The organism is Methylobacterium brachiatum (genome assembly GCF_900113845.1).
GTDB classification, from domain to species: Bacteria; Pseudomonadota; Alphaproteobacteria; order Rhizobiales; family Beijerinckiaceae; genus Methylobacterium; species Methylobacterium brachiatum.
The window spans coordinates 123557-144033 of sequence record NZ_FOQW01000016.1 but is presented as its reverse complement, the minus strand read 5'-3'; the positions used below and the strand labels follow the sequence as shown (position 1 = coordinate 144033).

The 20477-nt window shown below is 71.9% G+C and carries 23 protein-coding genes; 11 read left to right on the top strand and 12 right to left on the bottom strand.

Annotation, left to right across the window (positions count from 1 at the left end; translation table 11 throughout):
- Positions 1-171: 171 nt before the first annotated feature.
- The 10 genes from BMZ47_RS20995 to BMZ47_RS20950 form a co-directional block, all read right to left on the bottom strand.
- Positions 172-432, bottom strand: a complete 261-nt coding sequence (locus BMZ47_RS20995; RefSeq protein WP_007564235.1) for an exodeoxyribonuclease VII small subunit — start codon at positions 430-432, stop codon at positions 172-174.
- A gap of 202 nt (positions 433-634) precedes the next feature.
- Positions 635-1147: a tyrosine phosphatase family protein gene (locus BMZ47_RS20990; RefSeq protein WP_091864067.1), complete on the bottom strand. Its 513-nt coding sequence runs from the start codon at positions 1145-1147 to the stop codon at positions 635-637.
- A gap of 52 nt (positions 1148-1199) precedes the next feature.
- On the bottom strand, positions 1200-1802 hold the full coding sequence (locus tag BMZ47_RS20985; RefSeq protein WP_091864057.1) for an HD domain-containing protein: 603 nt from the start codon (positions 1800-1802) through the stop codon (positions 1200-1202).
- Positions 1799-2413, bottom strand: a complete 615-nt coding sequence (locus tag BMZ47_RS20980) for a DNA-3-methyladenine glycosylase I (protein ID WP_091864056.1) — start codon at positions 2411-2413, stop codon at positions 1799-1801. The genes BMZ47_RS20985 and BMZ47_RS20980 overlap by 4 nt, the downstream gene beginning before the upstream one ends.
- Before the next feature lie 61 nt (positions 2414-2474).
- Complete coding sequence (ygfZ, locus tag BMZ47_RS20975; RefSeq protein WP_091864055.1) at positions 2475-3329, bottom strand: CAF17-like 4Fe-4S cluster assembly/insertion protein YgfZ; 855 nt, start codon at positions 3327-3329, stop codon at positions 2475-2477.
- A gap of 113 nt (positions 3330-3442) precedes the next feature.
- Entirely contained in the window at positions 3443-3697 is a 255-nt protein-coding gene (locus BMZ47_RS20970) for a hypothetical protein (protein WP_007564226.1), read from the bottom strand.
- Positions 3698-3856: 159 nt separating this feature from the next.
- The gene (locus tag BMZ47_RS20965; RefSeq protein ID WP_007564223.1) at positions 3857-4303 is read right to left on the bottom strand and encodes a TIGR02301 family protein; all 447 of its coding nucleotides are present in this window, start codon (positions 4301-4303) and stop codon (positions 3857-3859) included.
- Positions 4300-4770, bottom strand: a complete 471-nt coding sequence (locus BMZ47_RS20960) for an NUDIX hydrolase (RefSeq protein WP_091864054.1) — start codon at positions 4768-4770, stop codon at positions 4300-4302. The genes BMZ47_RS20965 and BMZ47_RS20960 overlap by 4 nt, the downstream gene beginning before the upstream one ends.
- Positions 4767-5885, bottom strand: coding sequence for a hypothetical protein (locus BMZ47_RS20955; protein ID WP_091864053.1), 1119 nt, complete (start codon positions 5883-5885; stop codon positions 4767-4769). The genes BMZ47_RS20960 and BMZ47_RS20955 overlap by 4 nt, the downstream gene beginning before the upstream one ends.
- A gap of 26 nt (positions 5886-5911) precedes the next feature.
- Positions 5912-6634: an SDR family NAD(P)-dependent oxidoreductase gene (locus BMZ47_RS20950; protein WP_039903081.1), complete on the bottom strand. Its 723-nt coding sequence runs from the start codon at positions 6632-6634 to the stop codon at positions 5912-5914.
- A 175-nt stretch (positions 6635-6809) separates the two neighbouring features.
- On the opposite strand from BMZ47_RS20950, the gene BMZ47_RS20945 reads away from it, so the two are divergent.
- The 4 genes from BMZ47_RS20945 to thiL all read left to right on the top strand — a co-directional run bounded on the left by BMZ47_RS20945 (position 6810) and on the right by thiL (position 9576).
- On the top strand, positions 6810-7379 hold the full coding sequence (locus tag BMZ47_RS20945; RefSeq protein ID WP_091864052.1) for a carboxymuconolactone decarboxylase family protein: 570 nt from the start codon (positions 6810-6812) through the stop codon (positions 7377-7379).
- A gap of 110 nt (positions 7380-7489) precedes the next feature.
- The gene (gene ribH / locus BMZ47_RS20940) at positions 7490-7978 is read left to right on the top strand and encodes a 6,7-dimethyl-8-ribityllumazine synthase (RefSeq protein WP_050734059.1); all 489 of its coding nucleotides are present in this window, start codon (positions 7490-7492) and stop codon (positions 7976-7978) included.
- 11 nt (positions 7979-7989) lie between these two features.
- Positions 7990-8583, top strand: coding sequence for a transcription antitermination factor NusB (gene nusB, locus BMZ47_RS20935; RefSeq protein ID WP_091864051.1), 594 nt, complete (start codon positions 7990-7992; stop codon positions 8581-8583).
- A 3-nt stretch (positions 8584-8586) separates the two neighbouring features.
- Positions 8587-9576, top strand: a complete 990-nt coding sequence (thiL, locus tag BMZ47_RS20930; RefSeq protein WP_091864050.1) for a thiamine-phosphate kinase — start codon at positions 8587-8589, stop codon at positions 9574-9576.
- Here thiL and BMZ47_RS20925 read toward each other — a convergent pair.
- Positions 9496-9897, bottom strand: coding sequence for a hypothetical protein (locus BMZ47_RS20925; protein ID WP_007564204.1), 402 nt, complete (start codon positions 9895-9897; stop codon positions 9496-9498). The two genes, thiL and BMZ47_RS20925, sit on opposite strands and share 81 nt — an antisense overlap.
- A gap of 482 nt (positions 9898-10379) precedes the next feature.
- Here BMZ47_RS20925 and BMZ47_RS20920 point away from each other — a divergent pair, with 482 nt between their 5' ends.
- The 4 genes from BMZ47_RS20920 (at position 10380) to BMZ47_RS20900 (ending at position 17006) form a co-directional block, all read left to right on the top strand.
- On the top strand, positions 10380-12524 hold the full coding sequence (locus BMZ47_RS20920) for a sodium-translocating pyrophosphatase (protein WP_091864049.1): 2145 nt from the start codon (positions 10380-10382) through the stop codon (positions 12522-12524).
- Between the two features lie 500 nt (positions 12525-13024).
- On the top strand, positions 13025-14116 hold the full coding sequence (locus BMZ47_RS20910) for an alkene reductase (RefSeq protein ID WP_091864047.1): 1092 nt from the start codon (positions 13025-13027) through the stop codon (positions 14114-14116).
- A 312-nt stretch (positions 14117-14428) separates the two neighbouring features.
- Positions 14429-16342, top strand: coding sequence for a PAS domain S-box protein (locus tag BMZ47_RS20905; RefSeq protein ID WP_007564193.1), 1914 nt, complete (start codon positions 14429-14431; stop codon positions 16340-16342).
- A 1-nt stretch (position 16343) separates the two neighbouring features.
- Positions 16344-17006: an HAD hydrolase-like protein gene (locus BMZ47_RS20900; protein ID WP_091864046.1), complete on the top strand. Its 663-nt coding sequence runs from the start codon at positions 16344-16346 to the stop codon at positions 17004-17006.
- Between the two features lie 126 nt (positions 17007-17132).
- On the opposite strand, the gene BMZ47_RS20895 is transcribed toward BMZ47_RS20900, so the two are convergent.
- The gene (locus BMZ47_RS20895) at positions 17133-17630 is read right to left on the bottom strand and encodes an outer membrane protein assembly factor BamE (RefSeq protein WP_007564197.1); all 498 of its coding nucleotides are present in this window, start codon (positions 17628-17630) and stop codon (positions 17133-17135) included.
- Between the two features lie 188 nt (positions 17631-17818).
- On the opposite strand from BMZ47_RS20895, the gene BMZ47_RS20890 reads away from it, so the two are divergent.
- The 3 genes from BMZ47_RS20890 to plsX all read left to right on the top strand — a co-directional run bounded on the left by BMZ47_RS20890 (position 17819) and on the right by plsX (position 20312).
- Positions 17819-18376, top strand: a complete 558-nt coding sequence (locus BMZ47_RS20890) for a ubiquinol-cytochrome C chaperone family protein (RefSeq protein WP_091864045.1) — start codon at positions 17819-17821, stop codon at positions 18374-18376.
- The gene (locus BMZ47_RS20885; RefSeq protein WP_007564201.1) at positions 18373-18888 is read left to right on the top strand and encodes a YceD family protein; all 516 of its coding nucleotides are present in this window, start codon (positions 18373-18375) and stop codon (positions 18886-18888) included. The genes BMZ47_RS20890 and BMZ47_RS20885 overlap by 4 nt, the downstream gene beginning before the upstream one ends.
- Positions 18889-19277: 389 nt before the next feature.
- Positions 19278-20312 carry a phosphate acyltransferase PlsX gene (plsX, locus tag BMZ47_RS20875; protein ID WP_007564188.1) on the top strand — a complete coding sequence of 345 codons (1035 nt, stop codon included), beginning with the start codon at positions 19278-19280 and terminating at the stop codon, positions 20310-20312.
- Positions 20313-20477 lie beyond the last annotated feature (165 nt).

The window sequence follows — 20477 nt, the reverse complement described above, 5'->3', positions numbered from 1 at the left end:
ACCGCGTCGATCATCTCGGCCCGCACCGCGTCCGCCACCGCCTGCAGCTCCGATTCGGGAAGCTGGCGCAACGCAGCCGGCTCCGGGACACGGTCGAGAAGCGCGCTCAGCTCGGGGGAAATCGCCACGGCATCAACCTCTATCGGACGGGATCGGTCTGACCGCCGAGCCTCAGGATATATCGAGCGGCGCCACGCCCTCGGGCCGCCCGTCGGCACCGAGGGTGATCCGCTGGATCCGCGCCTCGGCCCGCTTCAGCAGCGCCTCGCAGTGCTTCTTCAGCACCTCGCCGCGCTCATAGATCGCCACCGACTCGTCCAGCGGGACATCGCCCCGCTCGAGCCTGCGCACGATCTCCTCGAGTTGCTCCAGCGCCTTCTCGAAGGGCAGGTCGCCGGCGGCCTGGGCCACCTCGGGTCTGCTCGCGTTCATCCCACACACATCCTTTGGGTCGGTTCTAAGGCGGCAGCCGGTGCGGCCACAACCCACGCGAGGGCGGCACCGGGGCGATCCGCACCGTTTTGGCGTGACGCGGCGGCCTTTGCGCCACACTCGGCGCGCCTTGCGGAATGCCCTTCGGACGACCGCGCGCAGGGCGGCCGGGGCCGACAACCGGAAGTTTCGGGAGCGGCCGTCACGGAAGCGTGAGACAGAAGGGCGTCCCCTCGAACGCCTCGGCGCCGCGGCCGATCCGGGCGATCGCCGCGACCATGCGGCCGTCCCGGTCGAGCATCCGGTCGGCGATCGCCACGAACAGGGGATTGGGGGTGGCCGACGGGGAGGCCGCCCGCAGGGCGTCGGCGATCGCGCCCTCGTCGCGCTCCGGCGCCAGCGCGCAGGCGGCGATATAGGCCGCCGCGGTGGAGCGGCTGATCCCGGCATAGCAATGGATCACCAGCGGCTTGTCCCGGGGCCAGGCCCGCGCGAAGGCCAGGATGCCGGCGACGTGCTCGTCAGCCGGCAAAACGTGTCCGTCCCGGGGCTCCGCGATATCGCTGACCCCGATGACGGCGTGATTCTCCGCATCGATCAACGCCGGCCGCTCGAGCGGCGTGCCGACATTGACCAGCGTGAGCACGTGGCTCGCCCCGGTGGCGGCAACGGTCTCGGGTAAGCGCGAGAGCGGGCAGACGTGAAGACTCGGCATGCGGCGGCCCATGGCGTGGGATCGTGACGGATCGAGGGCGGAGGCCTCCGGCTCAGGCCCGGCACAGGGCCTGGAAACGGTCGAGGAACTGCGCTTCGGCCTGGGCGGTGGGCCACGGTTCGGCTAGCGTCCGGACGGACTCGGGCAGGTCCGGGGCCGCGCCGAAATAGAGCTCCGCCTCGTCGGGCGCGAAGCCCGCGAGTTCCACGGCCTCGATATGGGCGGCGATCCGGTCGGCGCGCTTGACCAGGCGGCCGAGGGCGGGCGCGGGCTCGGCCAGGCCGAAGCGGCCGCGCACGGCGGCGAGCAGGCGCAGCTCGACCCCGCGATAGGCGTCGCCGATCGCGGCCTTGAGCGGCGAGATGATGTCGCCGACCACGTATTCCGGGGCGTCGTGCAGCAGCAGTTCCAGCCCCTCGGGATCGGTGCAGCCGGGGGCGATGTGGCGGCCGACCGCCTCCACCAGCAGGCTGTGCTGCGCCACCGAGAAGACGTGCGGCCCGCGGGTCTGGCCGTTCCAGCGGGCGACCCGGGCGAGCCCGTGGGCGATGTCGGCGATCTCGATGTCCCGGGGCGCGGGGTCGAGTAGGTCGAGGCGGCGGCCGGACAGCATCCGCTGCCAGGCCCGGGGCGCCGGATCGTGCGTCTCGCTCATGCCGGGCGCCCCAGTTCGGCGCAGGGCGCGTGCCGGTGGCAGCCGACGAGGTGGTCGTTGACCATGCCGACGGCCTGCATGAAGGCGTGCACGATGGTCGGCCCGCAGAAGGAAAACCCCTCCGCCTTGAGAGCCTTGCCGATCGCCCGGGAGACCGGCGTCTCGGTCTGGACCTCGGCGCGGGCCCGGGCGGTACCCTGGATCGGCTGCCCGTCCACGAAATCCCACAGGAACGGCGCGAAGCCGGGGCCGCTCCCCTCGATGCGCAGCCAGGCCCGGGCGCCCGCGATCGTGCCCAGGATCTTGGCGCGGTTGCGGATGATGCGGGGGTCGCTCATCAGCCGGGCGACGTCGGCCTCGCCGTAGCGGGCGATGGCCTCCGGATCGAAGCCCGAGAATGCGTCGCGGAACCCGTCGCGGCGGCGCAGGATCGTGATCCAGGACAGGCCGGCCTGGAAGCCGTCGAGGATCAGCTTCTCGTAGAGCGCGCGGCCGTCGCGCTCGGGCACGCCCCATTCCGTGTCGTGGTAGGCGACGTAGAGCGGGTCGTGGCCGGCCCACCAGCAGCGGGGGCAACCGTCGGGATGGTCGATCAGGCCGGTCTCGGACATCCCGCCGGTTTAGCGAGAACAGGAGCGGAACGCCATCGCCGCTCCGCGGTCCGATGCCCGCTCAGGCCGCCGGCGATCCGGCCGCCTCCGGCAGCGCGAAAGTCGCGTAGGCCGGCTTCTCGAGCGTCACCGGACGATCGCCGGCCAGCGGCGTCGCACCGGCCGCCAGCGCGTCGGCCAGGCGGTCGAGCCGGACGAGAGCGAGGCCGTGCGCGCCCGCGGCGCTGCCGGTGGTGCCGAGCGCCTTGCCGCCCGCGGTGATCTCGGTGCCGGGGGGCGGGGCCTCGCCGGCGTAGCGGGCCGCCAGCATCCGGGTGCGGGCGGTGCCGCGGTGCTGCATCCGCGAGACCACCTCCTGGCCCACATAGCAGCCCTTCTTGAAGTCGACGCCGCCGAGCTGATCCATCAGCGCCTCGTGGGGGAAGGCATCCCCGTAGGCGTAGTCGCGCCCGCCCTCGGGCACGGCGAGTGCGATGCGGTGCCGGTGATAGTCGGCCTCCGCGGCATCCGCCGAGAAGGCGCCCTCGGCCGCGTAGAGCCGGGCGCCGAGATCGATGTGGCGGGTATCCGCGACCATGTCGGTCTCGACCGCCGGGGAGGCCCCCGCCCAGGAAGCCGCCACCGCCACGGTCGGGTCGACCGCGATCGCGACCTGCGCGCGCAGCCGGTAGAGGGTCAGGCGCTTGGCCAAGTCGGCGGCGCGGTCGATGGCCGTGTCGAGCCGGAACCCGTCCGGGATCCGCGAGATCAGGAAGTCGAACAGGATCTTGCCCTGCGGCGCCAGCAGGGCGCCGAGGCGGGCCTCGGCATCCTCAAGGGTCTCGACGTTGCAGGTCAGCACGCCCTGGAGCAGCGCGGCGGCCTCCGGCCCGGTAACGGTGACGAGGGCACGGTCGGGCAGCAGGGCGACGGGCATGGCAGGCAGATCCTCACGCGACGGGGGCGATCCGGCGTTCCGGATCGCGTGGCCGGGAGGTAGGTGCTGCGGGTGCCCGCCTCAACCGTCCGAATCGCCCGACGCCGCTCTCCTCAATGCTGGAGGGTCGTGGTGAAGGCGCCGCCGCGGATGCGCTCCGGAAAGCCTTCGGCGTAGCGCGCGGTGGCCTCCTCGCCGTAGGTCATCACCAGTTCCTGGAACGCGGCGAACAGGGCGGCCTGCGCCATGCAATCACCGTCGAGCCCGTCGAGGCAGCCTTCCGCGAACGCTTCCGAGACGTAACTCAGAGCGACGCGTTTCTCCTCGACATCGACCTCGATGGGGGCGGTCTGAGAGATGTGCTGCATGGGCCCGATACTTCCGTTGCGCCGGGCACGGGACCCGGCGGACGAGAGAATGATAGGCGGCTCCCCGCGCCTCGGCCAGCCGGGAATTTCAGATCGGTTAACGCGAGCGCTCGAACTTGATGCTTTTCGGGGATGCCGGAAAGGTGTGTTGCCTCTGCATCACCCGCCGAATCGCCCGGCCAAGGCGTGCGACAGCCTGTCGCCCTCGGCGACGTAGCGGGCGGCCGCCTCGTGCGCGGCCGGGGTGCAGACCCGGTAGGTCAGCGCGTAGCTGCGATAGCCGCGGTTGTAGGCGCCCGCCAGCCGGTCGCGGCGGGCCGGGGTCACACCCTCGGAGTCGATCAGCGCCTTCATGCGGGAGGGCCATTCCGCAGCGTCGGGCGCCGCGCAGAGGCTGCGCAGGAAGGCGAGCGCCCCGATGATCTCGGACATCCGCATCAGGTCGCGGTCGTAGGGAGCGGGCGCGTCCGCCTGCGGGCTCGTCTCCTTGGCGGATTCCTTGGGCGCCTCCTTCGCGGGAGCCGGCGCCGCGCGGGTGCCGCGCTGCTGCGCCAGGGCCGGGCCGGCCAGGGTCGCGGCCAGGCACAGGATGACCGGAAACCTCACGCGCGCGCCCCTCTGTCGCGCACCCGCGCGAACGCCTCGTCCAGGGTGTCGATCAGGCCCGGGGTCGTCGCGAGGCCGGCGACCTCCTCGCGCGTCGCCCAGCGGACCCCGAGGGCCTCCGGCCCGGCCACGGGCTCGCCGCCCAGCCACAGGGCGGCGTGCGGATGGACGACATAATGGTGGCGGGCGCGGCCCGCCTCGTCCCGGACGATGATCTCCGTGGGCGAGAGCACGCCGACCACCTCGGCCGTCAGGCCGACCTCCTCGGACAGTTCGCGCAACGCCGCCTCGGCCAGCGCCTCGCCCGCCTCGACGAGGCCGCCCGGCAGGGTCCAGACGCCGCGCATCGGCTCGTTCGCCCGGGCCGCCAGCAGGACGCGCCCGTCGCGGATCACGGCGATCGACGCCCCCACGAACGGCCGGGTCGGGAACAGGCGGCTGCCGCCATCGGCCACGCCCTCGGTCATGGCTTGCCTCCGTCCGGGGCGATGACGGCGACGCGCCCGTCGGCGAGGCCGACGAGCAGCCGCGTCGCCGCGCCCTCGCCCAACGCCACGATGCCGGTGGTCGCCGGCGCCGGCAGCGGTATGCGCAGGCGCTCGTGCAGCGACCCCTTGGCCTGGACGAGGGCGATCTCCGGACGGCCCGCCACCGGCAGGACGAGCTCGGGCGGCCCGGCAGCCGGGATCGCGACGGCGAGGTCGGCATCGCCCTCGCCGGCCGCGTAGCCCGGGGCCTCGCCGGCCGGTTCGATCGTGCCGGGGGACAGCGTCCAGAGCTGCAGCCCCCCCCGGGCGCTCACCGTCGCGGCCTGGACGCCGCCGGAACCGGCGAAATCCGCGATGCCGGCGATCTTGAGGGGCGGCCCGGGCTGCGGCGGCGTGCGCGCGGTGACGGCCCAGCCCGCCTGACCGTCCGGGCGCCCGATCAGCACGAGCCCGCCCGCATCCGCTCCCGCGAGGGTCGCGGCCAGGAGGGCGGGGCGGCCCGCGAGGCGCAGCAGGCGCGGCCGGAGCGGCGCGAACACCGCGTCGCCCCCCGCCGGCACCGTGACGGTGGCGACCGGGACGGGTTTCGGGTCGGTGCTGACCGCCATCGGCTGGCGTTCGCGGATCGTCAGGACCGCGGCGGCCTCGCCCCCGTCGGGCGCCCGGGTGCGGCCGGTGAGATAGGCGCTCAGCGCCCCGGCCAGGACCCGGCGCGAGCCCGGCAGGGCGCCCCGCGGCGTCTCGGCGGCGGTCAGTCCCTCGACGGCGTCGCGGCCGATCGGCCGGACCGTGACCGCGCCGTCGACCACGTTGAGCACCGCGCCGCCGTCCTCGCCCCAGACCACCGCGATCGGGGCGCTCTCCTCGTCACCCGCCGACGGGTCGGATTTTGCGCCGGCGATCGGCAGCAGGCCGGAGGTCGCCACCGAGACCGCGGCCTCGCTGCGCGGCCCGCGCAGGGCCCGCACCGTGAAGGGCAGGTCCAGGATCCGGACGCCCGGCGCCTCCGCGCGGGCAGGGGCGAGCGGCGCGCACAGACTCAGGCCGAGGAGGATCGCGAAGCTTCGGCGCCCGACGGCCGGAGTGTGGCGCATGGCGGTCGGCCGCCCGGATCGCCGGGTCAAACGTGCTGGCCGCCGTTGATGTGCAGCTCGGCCCCGTTCACGTAGGACGAGGCGTCGGTGCACAGGAAGTAGATTGCCTTGGCGACCTCGTCCGGGGTGCCGAGCCGCCGCTGCGGGATCTGCTCCACGAGCTTTTCCGTGCCGGGCGACAGGATCGAGGTGTCGATCTCGCCGGGGGAGATCGCGTTCACCCGCACGCCGAGGGGGCCGAAATCGGCGGCCATCTCGCGGGTCAGGCCGGCCAGGGCCGCCTTGGAGGTGCCGTAGGCCGCGCCCGCGAAGGGGTGGACCCTGGAGCCGGCGATCGAGGTGACGTTGACGATCGAGCCCCGGGCGCGGGCGAGCTCGTCGCGCAGGCCCCGGGCGAGCAGGATCGTGGCGAAGACGTTGACCTGGAACACCCGCTGCCAGCCGTCGAACTCGGTGGCCAGGGCCCCCAGGCGCTCGCCGCCCGGTCCCTTGGGCGAGATGCCGGCATTGTTGACCAGGGCGTGCAGCACGCCGCCCTCGGCGTCGAGCCGGCCCCGGACCTCCTCGATGGCGCGCATCGTGTCCTGCGCGTCCGCGAGATCGACCTGGAGGTGGTCCTCGGGACCCATCTCCCAGGGGCAGTTCTCGGGGAAGGCGTGGCGCGAGCAGGTGATGACCCGCCAGCCGGCCGCCGAGAAGCGCTTGACCGTGGCGTGGCCGATGCCCCGGCTCGCGCCCGTGAGCAGCATGATGCGCCGGCGTTCGTTGACGGGGAGGGCCAAAGCCGTAAGCCTCGCTGGCGGGGTTTCGGATCGCGTCCGGATCGGGCGCTCGTCGTCCCGGTGAGCCGGACGGGTCTAGGCTGACAGGCCTCGAAAATCCAGAGTGCGTCACGCGCGTACGGTACGGGAGATGGGGCAAGCCATGACGGATACGGACCGCCTGCCGGAGATCCCCGCCGAGACCCTCTCGGCGGCGCAGGCCGCGGCCGCGGAGGCGTTCCGGGCCGAGCGCGGGGTCCCGGTCTTCGGGCCGTTCGTCCCGCTGCTGCGCAGTCCCGAGCTTATGCTATGCGCCAGCCGCATGGGGCTGTACCTGCGCTACGGCAGCGCCCTGCCGCTGCGGATCAGCGAGTTCGTGATCCTGATCGTCGCCCGGTTGTGGAGCCAGCAGGTCGAGTGGCAGATCCACCACCCGATCGCCCTCAAGGCCGGGGTCGCGCCCGAGACCGCACAGGCCCTGGAAGAGGGGCGGCGCCCCGACACGATGAGCGCCGAGGAGGCGCTCGCCTACGCGTTCTCGATCGAGCTGCAGCACAACCGTGCGGTGAGCGACGCCACCTACGCCGCCGTGGTCGCGCAGTTCGGCGAGCAGGGCGCGATCGATCTCACCGGCATCAACGGCTACTACGCGCTGCTCGCCATGACCATGAACGTCGCCCGCACGGCGCTGCCAGAGGACGGGCCGCCGCCGCTGCAGCCGCTGGTGCGGTAGCGCCCCCGGCGCTTGTCGCGCCGGCCGCTTCGGTCTAACCGTCCCTCTATCCCGTGGGCGCCCGACGCGCGGCGCCCCGCCAACCCCCGAAAAACCGACCGGACGAAGCCATGGTCGCCCATACCCGCGCCGCCACGGCGCCGATGCCCGCGGATCCGGCGCTCGCCGGCGCCCGCATCCTCGTCGTCGAGGCGCGCTACTACGAGGCGCTCGCCGACGAGTTGCTGGCCGGCGCGCTCGCGGTGATCGAGGCGTTCGCCGCGCACGCCACCGTGGTCACGGTGCCGGGCGCCCTGGAGATCCCCGCCGCGGTGGCGATCCTGGCGGACGACTACGACGCCGTGGTGGCGCTGGGCTGCGTCATCCGCGGCGAGACCGGGCATTACGACATCGTGGCCGGCGAGAGCGCCCGCGCCCTGATGGACCTCTCGGTCCAGCGCCGGCTACCGCTCGGCAACGGCATCCTCACGGTCGAGACCGAGGCGCAGGCGCTGGAACGCGCCCGGGTCGCCGAGATGAACAAGGGCGGCGGCGCGGCCGAGGCGGCGCTCGGGGTGCTCGCCCTCAAGCGCGCGGCCGAGGCGGCGCGCCCGCGATAACGAGAACCGACATGACCGGGACCACCGAAACCAGGCCGGACGACGCCACCCCGGACAGCGCCGACAGCGCCGCCCAGGAGACCGCCCGCGCCATCAGCCCGCGCAGCGGCGCGCGCCTCGCCGTGGTGCAGGCGCTCTACGAGATGGACATTTCCGGCAAGGGCGTCCTCGACGCGCTCGCCGAGTTCGAGGCCTTCTGGATTGGCCAGGAGGTGGACGGGATCGTGCATCCCAAGGCCGAGACCGCCTTCTTCCGCGACCTACTGCGCGGCACGGTCGAGGAGCAGCGGGCGATCGACCAGAAGCTCGACCAGGCTTTGGCCCAGGGCTGGCCGCTGCGGCGGATCGAGATCGTGCTGCGGGCGATCCTGCGGGCGGGGGCCTACGAGCTCCTGTTCCGGCCCGACGTGCCGGCACCGGCCGCAATCTCGGAATATGTCGACGTGGCCCACAGCTTCTACACCGCCGACGAGCCGGGTCTCGTCAACGCCGTGCTCGACCGGGTCGCCCGGGAGGTCCGTCCGGGCGAGGTCAGCGCGCCCAAAGGCGGCGGCAAGTCTGCCGGCAAGCCGGGCCCCGGAAAGCCCGCCCCCAAGAAGGCCTAAGCCGTGGCCGGGCCGGATCGCGCCTCCGAGGAGGGGCTGATCGCCCGCTACTTCGCCCCCCTGGCGGGGCCGGGGGCGGACGGGCTGCGGGACGATGCCGCGACCCTGACCCCGACCCCCGGGCACGATCTCGTGGTCACTGCCGACGTGGTGGTGGCCGGGATCCACTACTTCTCCGACGATCCCCCGGCCTCGATCGCCCGCAAGGCGCTTGGGGTGAACCTGTCCGACATCGCCGCCAAGGGCGCGGTGCCGCGCGGCTTCCTGCTGACCCTGGCGCTGCCCGACGACTGGACCGAGGCCTGGCTCGCGGGCTTCTCCGAGGGGCTCGGGGCGGCGGCCGACGAGGCCGGCTGCCCGCTGCTCGGCGGCGACACGGTGCGGTCCGGCGGGCCGGCCTTGATCGGGGTCACCGCGTTCGGCGAGGTGCCGTCCGGCGGCATCGTCCGGCGCGGCACCGCGCGGGTCGGCGACCGGATCTGCGTCAGCGGCACGATCGGCGACGCCGCGCTCGGGCTGCGCCTGCGCCTGGAGCCGGAGGCGGCCTGGGCGACCTCCCTCGATCCGGCGCAGCAGGCGCTGCTGGCCGACCGCTACCTGCATCCGCGCCCGCGCCTCGCCTTGGCGGCCGCGATCCGCCGTCACGCCTCGGCCGCGATGGACGTGTCGGACGGGCTCGCCGGCGACCTCGCCAAGATGCTGGGCGCCGGCCGGACCGCCCGGATCGGGACCGTGCCGCTCTCGGAGGCCGCCGCCCGGGCGCGGGACGCGGAGCCCGGCCTGATCGAGCCGATCCTGACCGGCGGCGACGATTACGAAATTCTCTGCACGGTCGCCCCGGAAACCCTCGACGCCCTCCTCGCCGAGGCGGCGCAGGCCGGGATCCCGCTCACCGCCATCGGCACCGTCACCTCAGGCGACGGCCCGCCCGGCTTCGAAATGGGCGACGGCACCGCGCGCGTGTTCGCGGCTGGGGCGTTCAGCCACTTCTGAGGCGGGGCCCGGGCTGGTCCGGCCGAGGACGATGTGGGTCACGCCCTCGGGCTGGCGGCCGATCTGGCGGCGGACCTCGTCCATCATCCCGGCGGCCACGATCGGCATCCACAGGGCCAGGTCGCCGGGCGTCAGCGCGGAGCGGCCGGTCAGCGCCTCCTCCGGGCGGGGCGGCGTCGAGAGGGCCCGCTGCAGGATGTGCAGCAGCTCGCCCTGGATCGCCTCCGGCTGGGCCGCGACCCGCTCGGCGATCAAGAAATGCACCGCTCCGGTCAACACCTCGATCGTCGCCGCCAGCTTGGCGACCTGGTCGCTGCTCATGTCCAGCCCCATCCGGTTATACAACCGAAAGTAGAAGGCCGTATGGTTAACCGTGGGTTAAGCCCCGCGATCCGGCGACGAATCCGGTCCCATCGGCAGCCATCCCCTCGACGAGAGGAGGCCGCGCGATCCGCGTCCCGGCGCAGAGCCTTCGCAGCAAAGCCGCGCCGTTCATCAATGCAGTGCAGCATTCGCACGCTGCAGTGCCAACAACATCGGATGCGGCGTTTGCGCTCACCGGCGAAGTTTGGCAACTAGAGTCGGATCGATCACGCCATGATCGGTCCGATTCTAATCCTCTGCCGAGACGCGTCCACGTCGCCGAACCGGTCACCCTGTCGGCAATGGTCGCGCCAAGACGAACCTTTGGGAAGGAATGCCCCGAATCGAGCGCCACGTCCCATGACCGTCTCCGGGCGGTCAAGCTCGACACCAATCACAAGCCCCCGCCAGGCACGATAAAAATAAGGACGGTAGAGAGCATGATCCCTTTGACCTTGATCATCGTGGGCGGGCTCTGCGCCGTCGCCTACGGCATCGTCACGATCCTCGACGTGATGCGGCGGGATGCCGGCACCCAGCGCATGCAGGAGATCGCCGCCGCCATCGCGGAGGGCGCGCAGGCCTATCTGAAGCGGCAATACCTCACTATCGGCCTGGTCGGCGTGGTGCTGTTCGTGCTGCTGGCGGTGTTCCTCGGGATCAAGGTCGCGGTCGGCTTCCTGATCGGCGCGGTCCTGTCGGGGGCGGCCGGCTTCATCGGCATGAACGTCTCGGTGCGCGCCAATGTCCGCACCGCCCAGGCCTCCTCGACCTCGCTGGGCGCCGGCCTCGACATGGCGTTCAAGTCCGGCGCGGTGACGGGCATGCTGGTGGCCGGCCTCGCCCTGCTGGGGGTGGCTCTCTACTACCTCTACCTCACCCGCGGCGCCGGGCTTGACCCGTCGAGCCGCGAGGTGATCGACGCGCTGGTGGCGCTCGGATTCGGCGCCTCGCTGATCTCGATCTTCGCCCGGCTCGGCGGCGGCATCTTCACCAAGGGCGCGGATGTCGGCGGCGACCTCGTCGGCAAGGTCGAGGCCGGGATCCCGGAGGACGATCCCCGCAACCCGGCGACCATCGCGGACAATGTCGGCGACAATGTCGGCGATTGCGCCGGCATGGCCGCCGACCTGTTCGAGACCTACGCGGTGACCATCGTGGCCACCATGGTGCTGGCCGCGATCTTCTTCTCCGGCCCCACCGGCAGCGGCCGGGCGGTGCTCGAGCCGATGATGCTCTATCCGCTGGCCATCGGGGCGGCCTGCATCGTCACCTCGATCGCCGGCACCTACGCGGTGCGGCTTTCCGCCAACCAGTCGATCATGGGCGCCCTGTACAAGGGGCTGATCACCGCGGGCGTGCTCTCGGTGGCGGCGATCGCCCTCGTCAACCTGACCCTGCTGGGCGGCTTCTCCACCGCCTTCACGACCTCGACGGGCGTGACCTTCACGTCGGGCGGCCTGTTCGGCTGCGCGGTGATCGGGCTCGCCATCACGGCGCTGATCGTGGTGATCACCGAGTACTACACCGGCACCAATTTCCGCCCGGTGAAGTCCATCGCCGACGCCTCGGTGACCGGCCACGGCACCAACGTGATCCAGGGCCTGGCGATCTCGCTCGAATCCACCGCGCTCCCGGCCATCGTGATCGTGGCCGGCATCATCGCGACCCATGCGCTGGCCGGCCTGTTCGGCATCGCCATCGCGGTCACCGCCATGCTGGCGCTGGCGGGCTTCATCGTGGCGCTCGACGCCTTCGGGCCGGTCACCGACAATGCCGGCGGCATCGCCGAGATGGCCGGCCTGCCCCCGGACGTCCGCAAGTCCACGGACGCGCTCGACGCAGTCGGCAACACCACCAAGGCGGTGACCAAGGGCTACGCGATCGGCTCCGCCGGCCTCGGCGCCCTGGTGCTGTTTGCCGCCTACACGTCCGACCTGAACTACTTCATCGCCAATGCGAGCCCGACGCAGTACCGGTTCTTCCAGGGCGTCAGCGTCGATTTCTCCCTGTCCAACCCCTACGTGGTGGTCGGGCTGCTGCTCGGCGGCCTGATCCCGTTCCTGTTCGCCGGCATCGCCATGACGGCGGTGGGCCGGGCGGCGAGCGCGGTGGTCGAGGAGGTCCGGCGCCAGTTCCGGGAGAAGCCCGGGATCATGCAGGGCACCGACCGGCCGGATTACGGCCGCGCGGTCGACATGCTGACCCGGGCGGCGATCAAGGAGATGATCGTCCCGTCGCTGCTGCCGGTCCTGTCGCCGATCGTGCTGTTCTTCGTGATCCAGCTCATCGCGGGCAAGAGCCAGGCCTTCGCCACGGTGGGCGCGAGCCTGCTCGGGGTGATCCTCACCGGCCTCTACGTCGCGGTCTCGATGACCTCGGGCGGCGGCGCCTGGGACAACGCCAAGAAGTACATCGAGGACGGCCACCACGGCGGCAAGGGCTCCGACGCCCACAAGGCCGCGGTGACCGGCGACACGGTGGGCGACCCCTACAAGGACACGGCCGGCCCCGCAGTGAACCCGGCGATCAAGATCACCAACATCATCGCCCTGCTGCTGCTGGCGGTGCTGGCGCATTATTGAGGGGCGGGGCCCGGCGCCGATCCGCGCCGGGCTTACGCGCAGCGCGCGATTGGTGAAGGTCGCGTGTCCTTGGGTTGCTTCGCTGCGCTCGCAATGACGGTGAGGCCACGACGAGGTCTGGGCGAACATCCCGCCCGTGCCATCCTCCTGAAGCAGCGGAGCGAAGCGGAAACCTCCTTCGAGGCCCGCTACGCGGGCGCCTCAGGATGAAGGCGGCGGATGGGACATCCGAAAGCCTGTTGGCTTTCCAGGCCGGCACATCAGCCAGTCGGCCTTCGATATCGCTCTATCGGATGGCGCGCTCGCCCTAGGCGTCCTCGATCCGCCGAGTCTCACCCGCCCATAGTTCCGAAACCGCGAGGATGATCCCACCCCCCTGAGACGTGCGCTCGCGCACGGACCGAGCCCCGGTGCTGCGCTGCACCCTGGCATCACCGCGCAGCGACGCCACCTCGGCGTCTGACTGACGGGCGGCGCCGCCGCACCAGCACGAGGTTTCCATGCCGTCCCTGCTAGACCCGATCCGCATCGGCGCCATCGAGGCGAAGAACCGGATTTTCATGGCCCCGCTCACCCGCGGCCGCGCCACCCGTGAGCATGTCCCGACCCCGCTCATGGTCGAGTATTACGCCCAGCGCGCCGGCGCCGGCCTGATCCTCACCGAGGCCACCGGCATCTCCCAGGAAGGCCTGGGCTGGCCCTTCGCGCCGGGCATCTGGTCCGACCAACAGGTCGATGCCTGGCGGCCGATCGTGAAGGCCGTGCACGATCGCGGCGGCAAGATCGTCTGCCAGATCTGGCATATGGGCCGGCTGGTCCATCCGGACTTTTTGGGCGGCGCCAAGCCTGTCGCGCCCTCGGCCATCGTCGCCCCGGACCAGGCGCACACCTATTCGGGCAAGAAGCCCTATGCCGAACCGCGTGCGCTTGAGGTCGCCGAGATCCCGCGGCTGCTCGCCGATTACGAGCGCGCCACCGCCAACGCCATCGCGGCCGGGTTCGACGGGGTGCAGATCCACGCCGCGAACGGCTACCTGATCGACGAGTTCCTGCGCGACGGCACCAACCACCGCACCGACCAGTATGGCGGCTCCATCGCCAACCGCGTGCGGCTGCTGCGCGAGGTGACTGACGCGGTCGCCGGCGTCGCCGGGCCCGAGCGCACCGGCGTGCGCCTGTCGCCGAACGGCGAAATCCAGGGCTGCAACGATTCGGATCCGGAGCCCTTGTTCGTGGCCGCCGCCCAGGCGCTGGCCGACAGCGGCATCGCCTTTCTGGAGATGCGCGAGCCCGGCCCCGACGGGACCTTCGGCAAGGCCGACCACCCGCCGATCGCCCCGGCGATGCGCAAGGTGTTCCGCAACCCGATGATCCTCAACGCCGATTACGACGGGATCAGCGGCCAGAAGGTGCTGGATGCCGGCGAGGCCGACGCGATCGCGTTCGGCCGGACCTACATCGCCAACCCGGACCTGGTCGAGCGCATCGCCAAGGGTGCGCCGCTCGCCAAGGACGAGGCTGCGACCTGGTACAGCCAGGGACCGAAGGGCTACACCGACTATCCGACCCTGGACGAAGCCCGGGCGGCCTGACCCGGGTCGACGCGGTACCGGAGCCCGCGCGACGGGGTCCGGTACCGCGGTGGTCGCGGAGCGATGGTTTCCGAGGACACGTCCTGCGCTGCCGTCGCCTCTCTGGCGCGCAGGGGCGGGAGCGGTCGCCCCATATGTCCCGGCGCGCTTGTGCTCGCAGTGTTTCACGCGCCCCGGCCCGATCCGGTCCGTGGCGCCGGTCTCGACGGTTGGATTACGCTGCCCGGCAGCCCGGAAACGGGACCGTGAAAACCTTAATCTGCGGCGATGCCTATGCAGCCGCCTGTCACGCGCCTATTTGAGCGCGAGACCATGGATGCGCCGCCCCCCAATACACGCGCGGATTTCGAACCGACCGACCGGCGCTGGAGCAGAGCGGACCGGCTCGCGGAACTGCACGACCTCGCCATCCTCGATAGCGAGCCGGAGCCGCTCTACGACGACCTCGTCCGGATCGCCGCCCATGTCTGCCGGGCGCCGGTGGCCCTGGTCAGCCTGGTCGATGCCGAGCGGCAATGGTTCAAGTCGGAATTCGGCCTGGGCAAGCGCGAGCTGCCGATCAACTGCTCGGTCTGCGCCCACACGATCGAGGCCGGCGAGAGCCTGATCATCCCGGATCTCGCCGACGACCCGCGGACCATCGACAACCCGCTGGTGACCGGCGGCCCGGGCTTCCGCTTCTACGCCGGGGCGGTGATCCGGGGCACGCAAGGGATTCCGCTCGGGGCTCTGTGCGTCCTCGACCGGACGCCCCGGCCCGAGGGGCTCGACGCCGCCCAGACCGCGACCCTGACCGCCCTGGCCCGCCAGATCTCGACCCTGCTGGAATACCGGCGGACCCACGCCCAGGTCGCCGCCCGGGAGGCCGAGCTCGCCGCCAGCGAGCGCCGCTTCCGGGTCATGACCGCGGCGATGCCCCAGATGGTCTGGACAACCCTGCCGGACGGGTTCCACGACTATTACAACGACCGCTGGTACGAGTTCACCGGCATGCCCTACGGCTCGACCGACGGCGAGGGCTGGAACGACGTGTTCCACCCGGACGACCAGGAGCGGGCCTGGACGCGCTGGCGCCACTCGCTGGAGACCGGCGAGCCCTACGAGATCGAGTACCGCCTGCGCCATCGCGACGGCGCCTACCGGTGGACGCTGGGCCGGGCCATGCCGATCCGCGACGCCGAGGGGCGGATCGAGCGCTGGTTCGGCACCTGCACCGATATCGACGACCTGAAGCGGGCCGAGGCCGAGGCGCGCAAGCTCGCCGCCATCGTCGAGGCCTCCAAGGATTTCATCGGCCTCTACACGCTGGGCGGTGCCGTCACGCATCTCAACGAGGCCGCCCTGGCGCTGGTCGGGCTGCCCGACCTCGCCGCCGCCCGCCGGCACCGGATGGAGGATTTCTTCTCCCCGGAGAGCCGCCGGGTCCTGGCCGAGACCGTGCTGCCGGCGGTGCAGCAGAAAGGCTACTGGGAGGGCGAGCTCGCCTTCCGGCATTTCGGCACGGGCGAGGCGGTCGCGGTCCTGTACAACATCTTCCCGGTGCGCGACCCGACCGGTGCCGAGATCGGCTACGCCACCGTCACCCGGGACCTGCGCGAGGCCAAGCGCGCCGAGGAGGCCCGCGACCTGCTGATCCGCGAGCTGTCGCACCGGATCAAGAACATCTTCGCCGTGGTCGGCGGCCTGGCGGCGCTCACCGCCCGCAGCGATCCGGCGGCCAAGCCGTTCGCCTCCGCCTTCCGGGAGCGGCTCGGCGCCCTGGCCCGGGCCCACGAATATGTCCGCCCGCATTCCCCCGACAGCGCCCCCGAGGTCGCGGGCCAGACCGTGCTCGGGCTGATGCGCCTGATCATGGCCGCCTACGAGGAGGGCGGCCGGGCCCGGGTGGCGATCTCCGGCGACGATGCCGAGATCGGCGAGCGCACCGCCACGGCGCTCGCGCTGATCATGCACGAGCAGGCCACCAACGCGATGAAGTATGGCGGGCTCTCCACCAAGGAGGGCGGCGTCAGCTTGAGCGGGCTGCGCGACGGCGAGCGCTACACCCTCACCTGGGCCGAGGCCGGCGGGCCCCCGGTGACGGGAAGACCCTCCCGCCAGGGATTCGGCACCGTGCTGGCCGAGCGCAGCGTCGCCGGCCAGCTCGACGGCGTGCTGGAGCACGATTGGGCCCCGGAGGGCCTGCTGATGCGGCTCAGCATGCCGCTGGCGAATCTCCGCCACTGACATGGCGCGCCGCCCCGGCGAGGCCGGGCCCTCTCTCGTCGTGCTCGATTTCGACGGCACGCTCGCCGACAGCTTCGCCTGGTTCTGCTCGGTCCTGAACGGCGTCGCCGACCGCTACCGCTTCCGCCGGGTCGAGGCTCACGAGGTCGATGCGCTGCGGCTGCAGGGCGCCCGGGCGATCGTGGCCCATCTCGGCATCCCGCGCTGGAAGCTGCCCTTCATCGCCCGCCACATGCACGCGCTCGCCGCCCGCGACGCGGCCCAGATCACGCTGTTTTCCGGGGTGCCGGCGATGCTGGCCGGCGTGCAGGAGGCCGGGGTGCCGCTGGCGATCCTGTCGTCGAACCGCGCCGACACCATCCGCCGGGTGCTCGGCCCCGAGAATGCCGGCCGGATCGACGCCTATGCCTGCGGCGCCTCGCTGTTCGGCAAGGCGCAGCGGCTCCGGGCGCTCCTGGCGCGCCGCGGCGTTCCGCCGGAACGGGCCCTGTGCATCGGTGACGAGGTGCGGGATTTCGAGGCCGCGCGGGCGCTCGGCTGCCCGTTCGGGGCGGTGGCCTGGGGCTACACCGATGCCGGCGCGCTGGCGGCGCTCGGCCCGGACCATCTCTTCGCCGAGCCGGCCGAGATCGCGGGCCTGCTGCGCGGGCCCGAACAGGCCTGACACAGGTCGGGGTTTCAAAAGGTCCCCGACCTTTTGCGGGTGCAGGGCGGAGCCCTGCGAACCGCGATGGCTCCACTCCTGAACCCCGCCGAAGGGCTAAGCCCTTTGGAAATTCCCGGCTTGTGTTCAGAGGCCGCGGTTGGCGCCCGGGACGACGCTGGTGCCCTTACCGGTGCCGAACGGCTCGTAGCGGGTCAGGCCGCGGAACAGCTGGCTGAGGAAGGCCCGGTCGGCGCCGCTGGTCGGCGTGGTGCGCTCGATGAAGTCGAACACCCGGCCGTCCTGCAGGCCGTAGAGCGCCACGCGCTCGACCTTGAAGCCGGGGGTGAAGTAGACCGCCGTGACCTTCTGGTCCTCGACCTGCTCACCCAGGAACATGATCGTCCGGCTGGTGTTCTGGGAGATGTAATACCAGGACTTGTTGCCCACCGTGGAGACCGTCGACGGCGTGCCGAGGATCTGCAGCACCTGCTCGGGGCTCATGCCGGGCTTGATCGTGGCGAGCGCCGCCTGGTCGATCTGGTAGCCGTGGCGCAGCTCTTCGCCGACGCAGCCGGCGAGGCCGGCGCCCGTGAGGCCGAGCAGCGCGAGGCGCGCAAAGGACTGGACGAGACGGCGCCGCATCGGGCCCCCAGAGAGCGTGTTGACGGACGAGCGACGCAGGCCGCCGCCGGTCCATGTCTCCGACGGCGCTTGCGCCTTGGGCGTGGGTTGCCGTACCGCGGGGATATGGCTTTGACAAGGCAAGCTTGGCCACAGGGCCGGCCTACCCACCGCGGCCGCGGCCGGGTTTTCCCCTCTGCGAGGCACCGATGATCGCCGGGCTGTTCCGTCGCGACAACGCCCGGCGGCGGGCCGTCGAGGGGCTGCACACGGCCATCAGCGCGGCGGCGCGGCAGCCGGGCCTGTACACGCGGCTCGCCGTGCCCGACACGGTCGAGGGCCGGTTCGAGGCCCTGTGCCTGCACGTGATCCTGGTCCTGCGCCGGCTCAACCGGCTGCCGGCCCCCGCCGCCGACGTGGCGCAGGATCTGGTGAATTCGGTCTTCACCCAGCTCGACGCGTCTTTGCGCGAGCTCGGCGTCGGCGATATGGGCGTCGGCAAGCGGATGAAGAAGCTCGGCGCCGCCTTCTACGGGCGGGCCACGGGCTACGACGCGGCGCTGGATTCCGGCGACGCCGCCGCCCTCGCCGTCGTGCTCGCCCGCAACGTCCTCGGCGGGGAGGGTGACGCGGCGGGCCTCGCCGCCTACGTGCTGGCGGCCGACGCGGCGCTGGCGACGGAACACCTCGACGGGCTGCTCGCTGCCGGGCCGCCCTTCCCGGAGCCGGACGCCTTCGCGCCGGCCCCGACCGGAGACAGGATATGAGACACCGTACGGGCCCGGAGAGCGGGCCGCTCGCGCGCTGGGTCAATGTCGAGCGCCTGCCGCAGGGCCGGGGCGCCGTCACCGTCGAGGCGAGCCCGGCCGAATGCACGGCGCTCGCCGCCGACTTCAAGATTCCCGCCATCCGCGACCTCGTCGGGCGATTCGAGATCTCGGGCTCGACCAACCGGATGACCGTGACCGGCACGGTCGAAGCCGTGGTGACGCAGATCTGCACGGTCAGCCTCGAGCCGTTCGAGGGGCCGGTCCGCGAGCCGGTGGAGGTGGTGTTCACCGATACCGACCAGCTCGCCGGCACGGACGCCGAGGATGTCGAGGTGCCCGATCCGCTGATCGGCGGCCGGATCGATTTCGGCGCGCTCACGGCCGAGTTCCTGGCGCTGGGCCTCGACCCCTATCCGCGCAAGCCCGGCATCGCCTTCGAGCCCGTGGTGGTCGGCGAGGATGCGGGTCCCTTCGACGCGCTGCGCCGGCTCCGCGACGGGGAGGGGTGACGGCGGCCCTGCCCTGGCACGGTCCCTGAGCGAAAGCAGGATTGAGCGGCAGGTTTCTGCCGAGGGGCATCCAAGCCACCCCCTCATCCCGAGGTGCCGGCGTGCGGCGGAGGCCTTGAAGGAGCCCTCCAGCCGGCCGCGCGATCCCTGGAGGCCTCCTTCGAGGCGACCGCGACGCGGCCGCACCTCAGGATGAGGGGGGGTATTAGGATTGCTCGGGATCCCCCCGCAAAGCTCCAGCCCCGCCCGCCCCGAAACAATTGCCCGACCCGACCGGCCCGATTTCATTTGCCCGGCGGGCCGGTATCGCTATGGTCCGCCGCGCTTGGCGGGCGGCTCTCGTCCGTTCCGCCGCCGTTCCCCCTGCCGAGACCGCGACCCGCAAAGACATGTCCCAACGCGTGTGCATCTCGCTCGACGCCATGGGCGGCGACCACGGGCCCTCGACCGTCGTGCCCGGCGCCGCGCTGGCCCGTGAGCGCCATCCCGGCATGACCTTCCTGCTGTTCGGCGACGAGGCGGTGATTGCCCCGCTGGTCGCCAAGGAGCCGCGGCTGAAGGATTGCGTCGAGATCCGCCATACGAGCGTGGCCGTCGCCATGGACGACAAGCCCAGCCAGGCGGTGCGCCAGGGCCGGGGCAAGTCCTCGATGTGGCAGGCGATCCAGGCGGTGCGCGACGGCCAGGCCGATGCCTGCGTGTCGGCCGGCAACACCGGCGCGCTCATGGCGATGTCGAAGATCTGCTTGAAGACCATGTCGGGCATCGAGCGCCCGGCCATCGCCTGCCTGTGGCCGACCGTGCGCGGCGAGAGCGTCGTGCTCGATGTCGGCGCCACCATCGGCACCGACGCGGAGCACCTCGTCGAGATGGCCGTGATGGGCTCGGCCATGGCCCGCATCGTGTTCGACCTCGACAAGCCGACCGTCGGCCTGCTCAACGTCGGCACCGAGGAGATGAAGGGCAACGAGGCGGTCAAGGAAGCGGCGCGGCTGCTGCGCGAGATGGACAGCCCGGGGCTGACCTATCACGGCTTCGTCGAGGGCACGGATCTCGGGCGCGGCACCGTCGACGTGGTCGTCACGGAAGGTTTCACGGGAAACATCGCGCTCAAGACCGCCGAGGGCACGGCCAAGCAGATCGGCAGCTATCTGCGCTCGGCCATGACCCGGACGCTCGCGGCCAAGATCGGCGCGCTGTTCGCCCGCCAGGCGTTCAAGGCCCTGAAGGACAAGATGAATCCGAGCCGTGCCAATGGCGGCGTGTTCCTCGGGCTGGAGGGCATCGTGATCAAGAGCCACGGCTCGGAGAACGCGCAGGGCTTCGCCGCGGCGATCGACCTGGCCCACGACATGGCCCGCCAGGACATGATCCGCACGATCCGCGAGATGCTCGACCAGACGGCGGTCCTGGCGCCGGCTTGAGCGTCCGCAGAAGTACGAGATGGAAACGGGCCTTCTTCGAGCGCACCTGACGAAGCTTCCGTTCAAGAGACGCGTAGCGCCGTCCCCATCATGGCGAGCGCAGCGAAGCAACCCGGTGCAGCGGGCGATCCCCGAAGGTGACGTATCCCTAGGTTGCTTCGCTGC

Coding starts and splice junctions, on each gene's coding strand:
- BMZ47_RS20995 (WP_007564235.1), bottom strand. CDS start 432: ATGAACGCGAGCAGACCCGAGGTGGCCCAGGCCGCCGGCGACCTGCCC.
- BMZ47_RS20990 (WP_091864067.1), bottom strand. CDS start 1,147: ATGCCGAGTCTTCACGTCTGCCCGCTCTCGCGCTTACCCGAGACCGTT.
- BMZ47_RS20985 (WP_091864057.1), bottom strand. CDS start 1,802: ATGAGCGAGACGCACGATCCGGCGCCCCGGGCCTGGCAGCGGATGCTG.
- BMZ47_RS20980 (WP_091864056.1), bottom strand. CDS start 2,413: ATGTCCGAGACCGGCCTGATCGACCATCCCGACGGTTGCCCCCGCTGC.
- ygfZ (WP_091864055.1), bottom strand. CDS start 3,329: ATGCCCGTCGCCCTGCTGCCCGACCGTGCCCTCGTCACCGTTACCGGG.
- BMZ47_RS20970 (WP_007564226.1), bottom strand. CDS start 3,697: ATGCAGCACATCTCTCAGACCGCCCCCATCGAGGTCGATGTCGAGGAG.
- BMZ47_RS20960 (WP_091864054.1), bottom strand. CDS start 4,770: ATGACCGAGGGCGTGGCCGATGGCGGCAGCCGCCTGTTCCCGACCCGG.
- BMZ47_RS20955 (WP_091864053.1), bottom strand. CDS start 5,885: ATGCGCCACACTCCGGCCGTCGGGCGCCGAAGCTTCGCGATCCTCCTC.
- BMZ47_RS20950 (WP_039903081.1), bottom strand. CDS start 6,634: ATGCTGCTCACGGGCGCGAGCCGGGGCATCGGCCACGCCACGGTCAAG.
- BMZ47_RS20945 (WP_091864052.1), top strand. CDS start 6,810: ATGACGGATACGGACCGCCTGCCGGAGATCCCCGCCGAGACCCTCTCG.
- ribH (WP_050734059.1), top strand. CDS start 7,490: ATGGTCGCCCATACCCGCGCCGCCACGGCGCCGATGCCCGCGGATCCG.
- nusB (WP_091864051.1), top strand. CDS start 7,990: ATGACCGGGACCACCGAAACCAGGCCGGACGACGCCACCCCGGACAGC.
- BMZ47_RS20925 (WP_007564204.1), bottom strand. CDS start 9,897: ATGAGCAGCGACCAGGTCGCCAAGCTGGCGGCGACGATCGAGGTGTTG.
- BMZ47_RS20920 (WP_091864049.1), top strand. CDS start 10,380: ATGATCCCTTTGACCTTGATCATCGTGGGCGGGCTCTGCGCCGTCGCC.
- BMZ47_RS20910 (WP_091864047.1), top strand. CDS start 13,025: ATGCCGTCCCTGCTAGACCCGATCCGCATCGGCGCCATCGAGGCGAAG.
- BMZ47_RS20905 (WP_007564193.1), top strand. CDS start 14,429: ATGGATGCGCCGCCCCCCAATACACGCGCGGATTTCGAACCGACCGAC.
- BMZ47_RS20900 (WP_091864046.1), top strand. CDS start 16,344: ATGGCGCGCCGCCCCGGCGAGGCCGGGCCCTCTCTCGTCGTGCTCGAT.
- BMZ47_RS20895 (WP_007564197.1), bottom strand. CDS start 17,630: ATGCGGCGCCGTCTCGTCCAGTCCTTTGCGCGCCTCGCGCTGCTCGGC.
- BMZ47_RS20890 (WP_091864045.1), top strand. CDS start 17,819: ATGATCGCCGGGCTGTTCCGTCGCGACAACGCCCGGCGGCGGGCCGTC.
- BMZ47_RS20885 (WP_007564201.1), top strand. CDS start 18,373: ATGAGACACCGTACGGGCCCGGAGAGCGGGCCGCTCGCGCGCTGGGTC.
- plsX (WP_007564188.1), top strand. CDS start 19,278: ATGTCCCAACGCGTGTGCATCTCGCTCGACGCCATGGGCGGCGACCAC.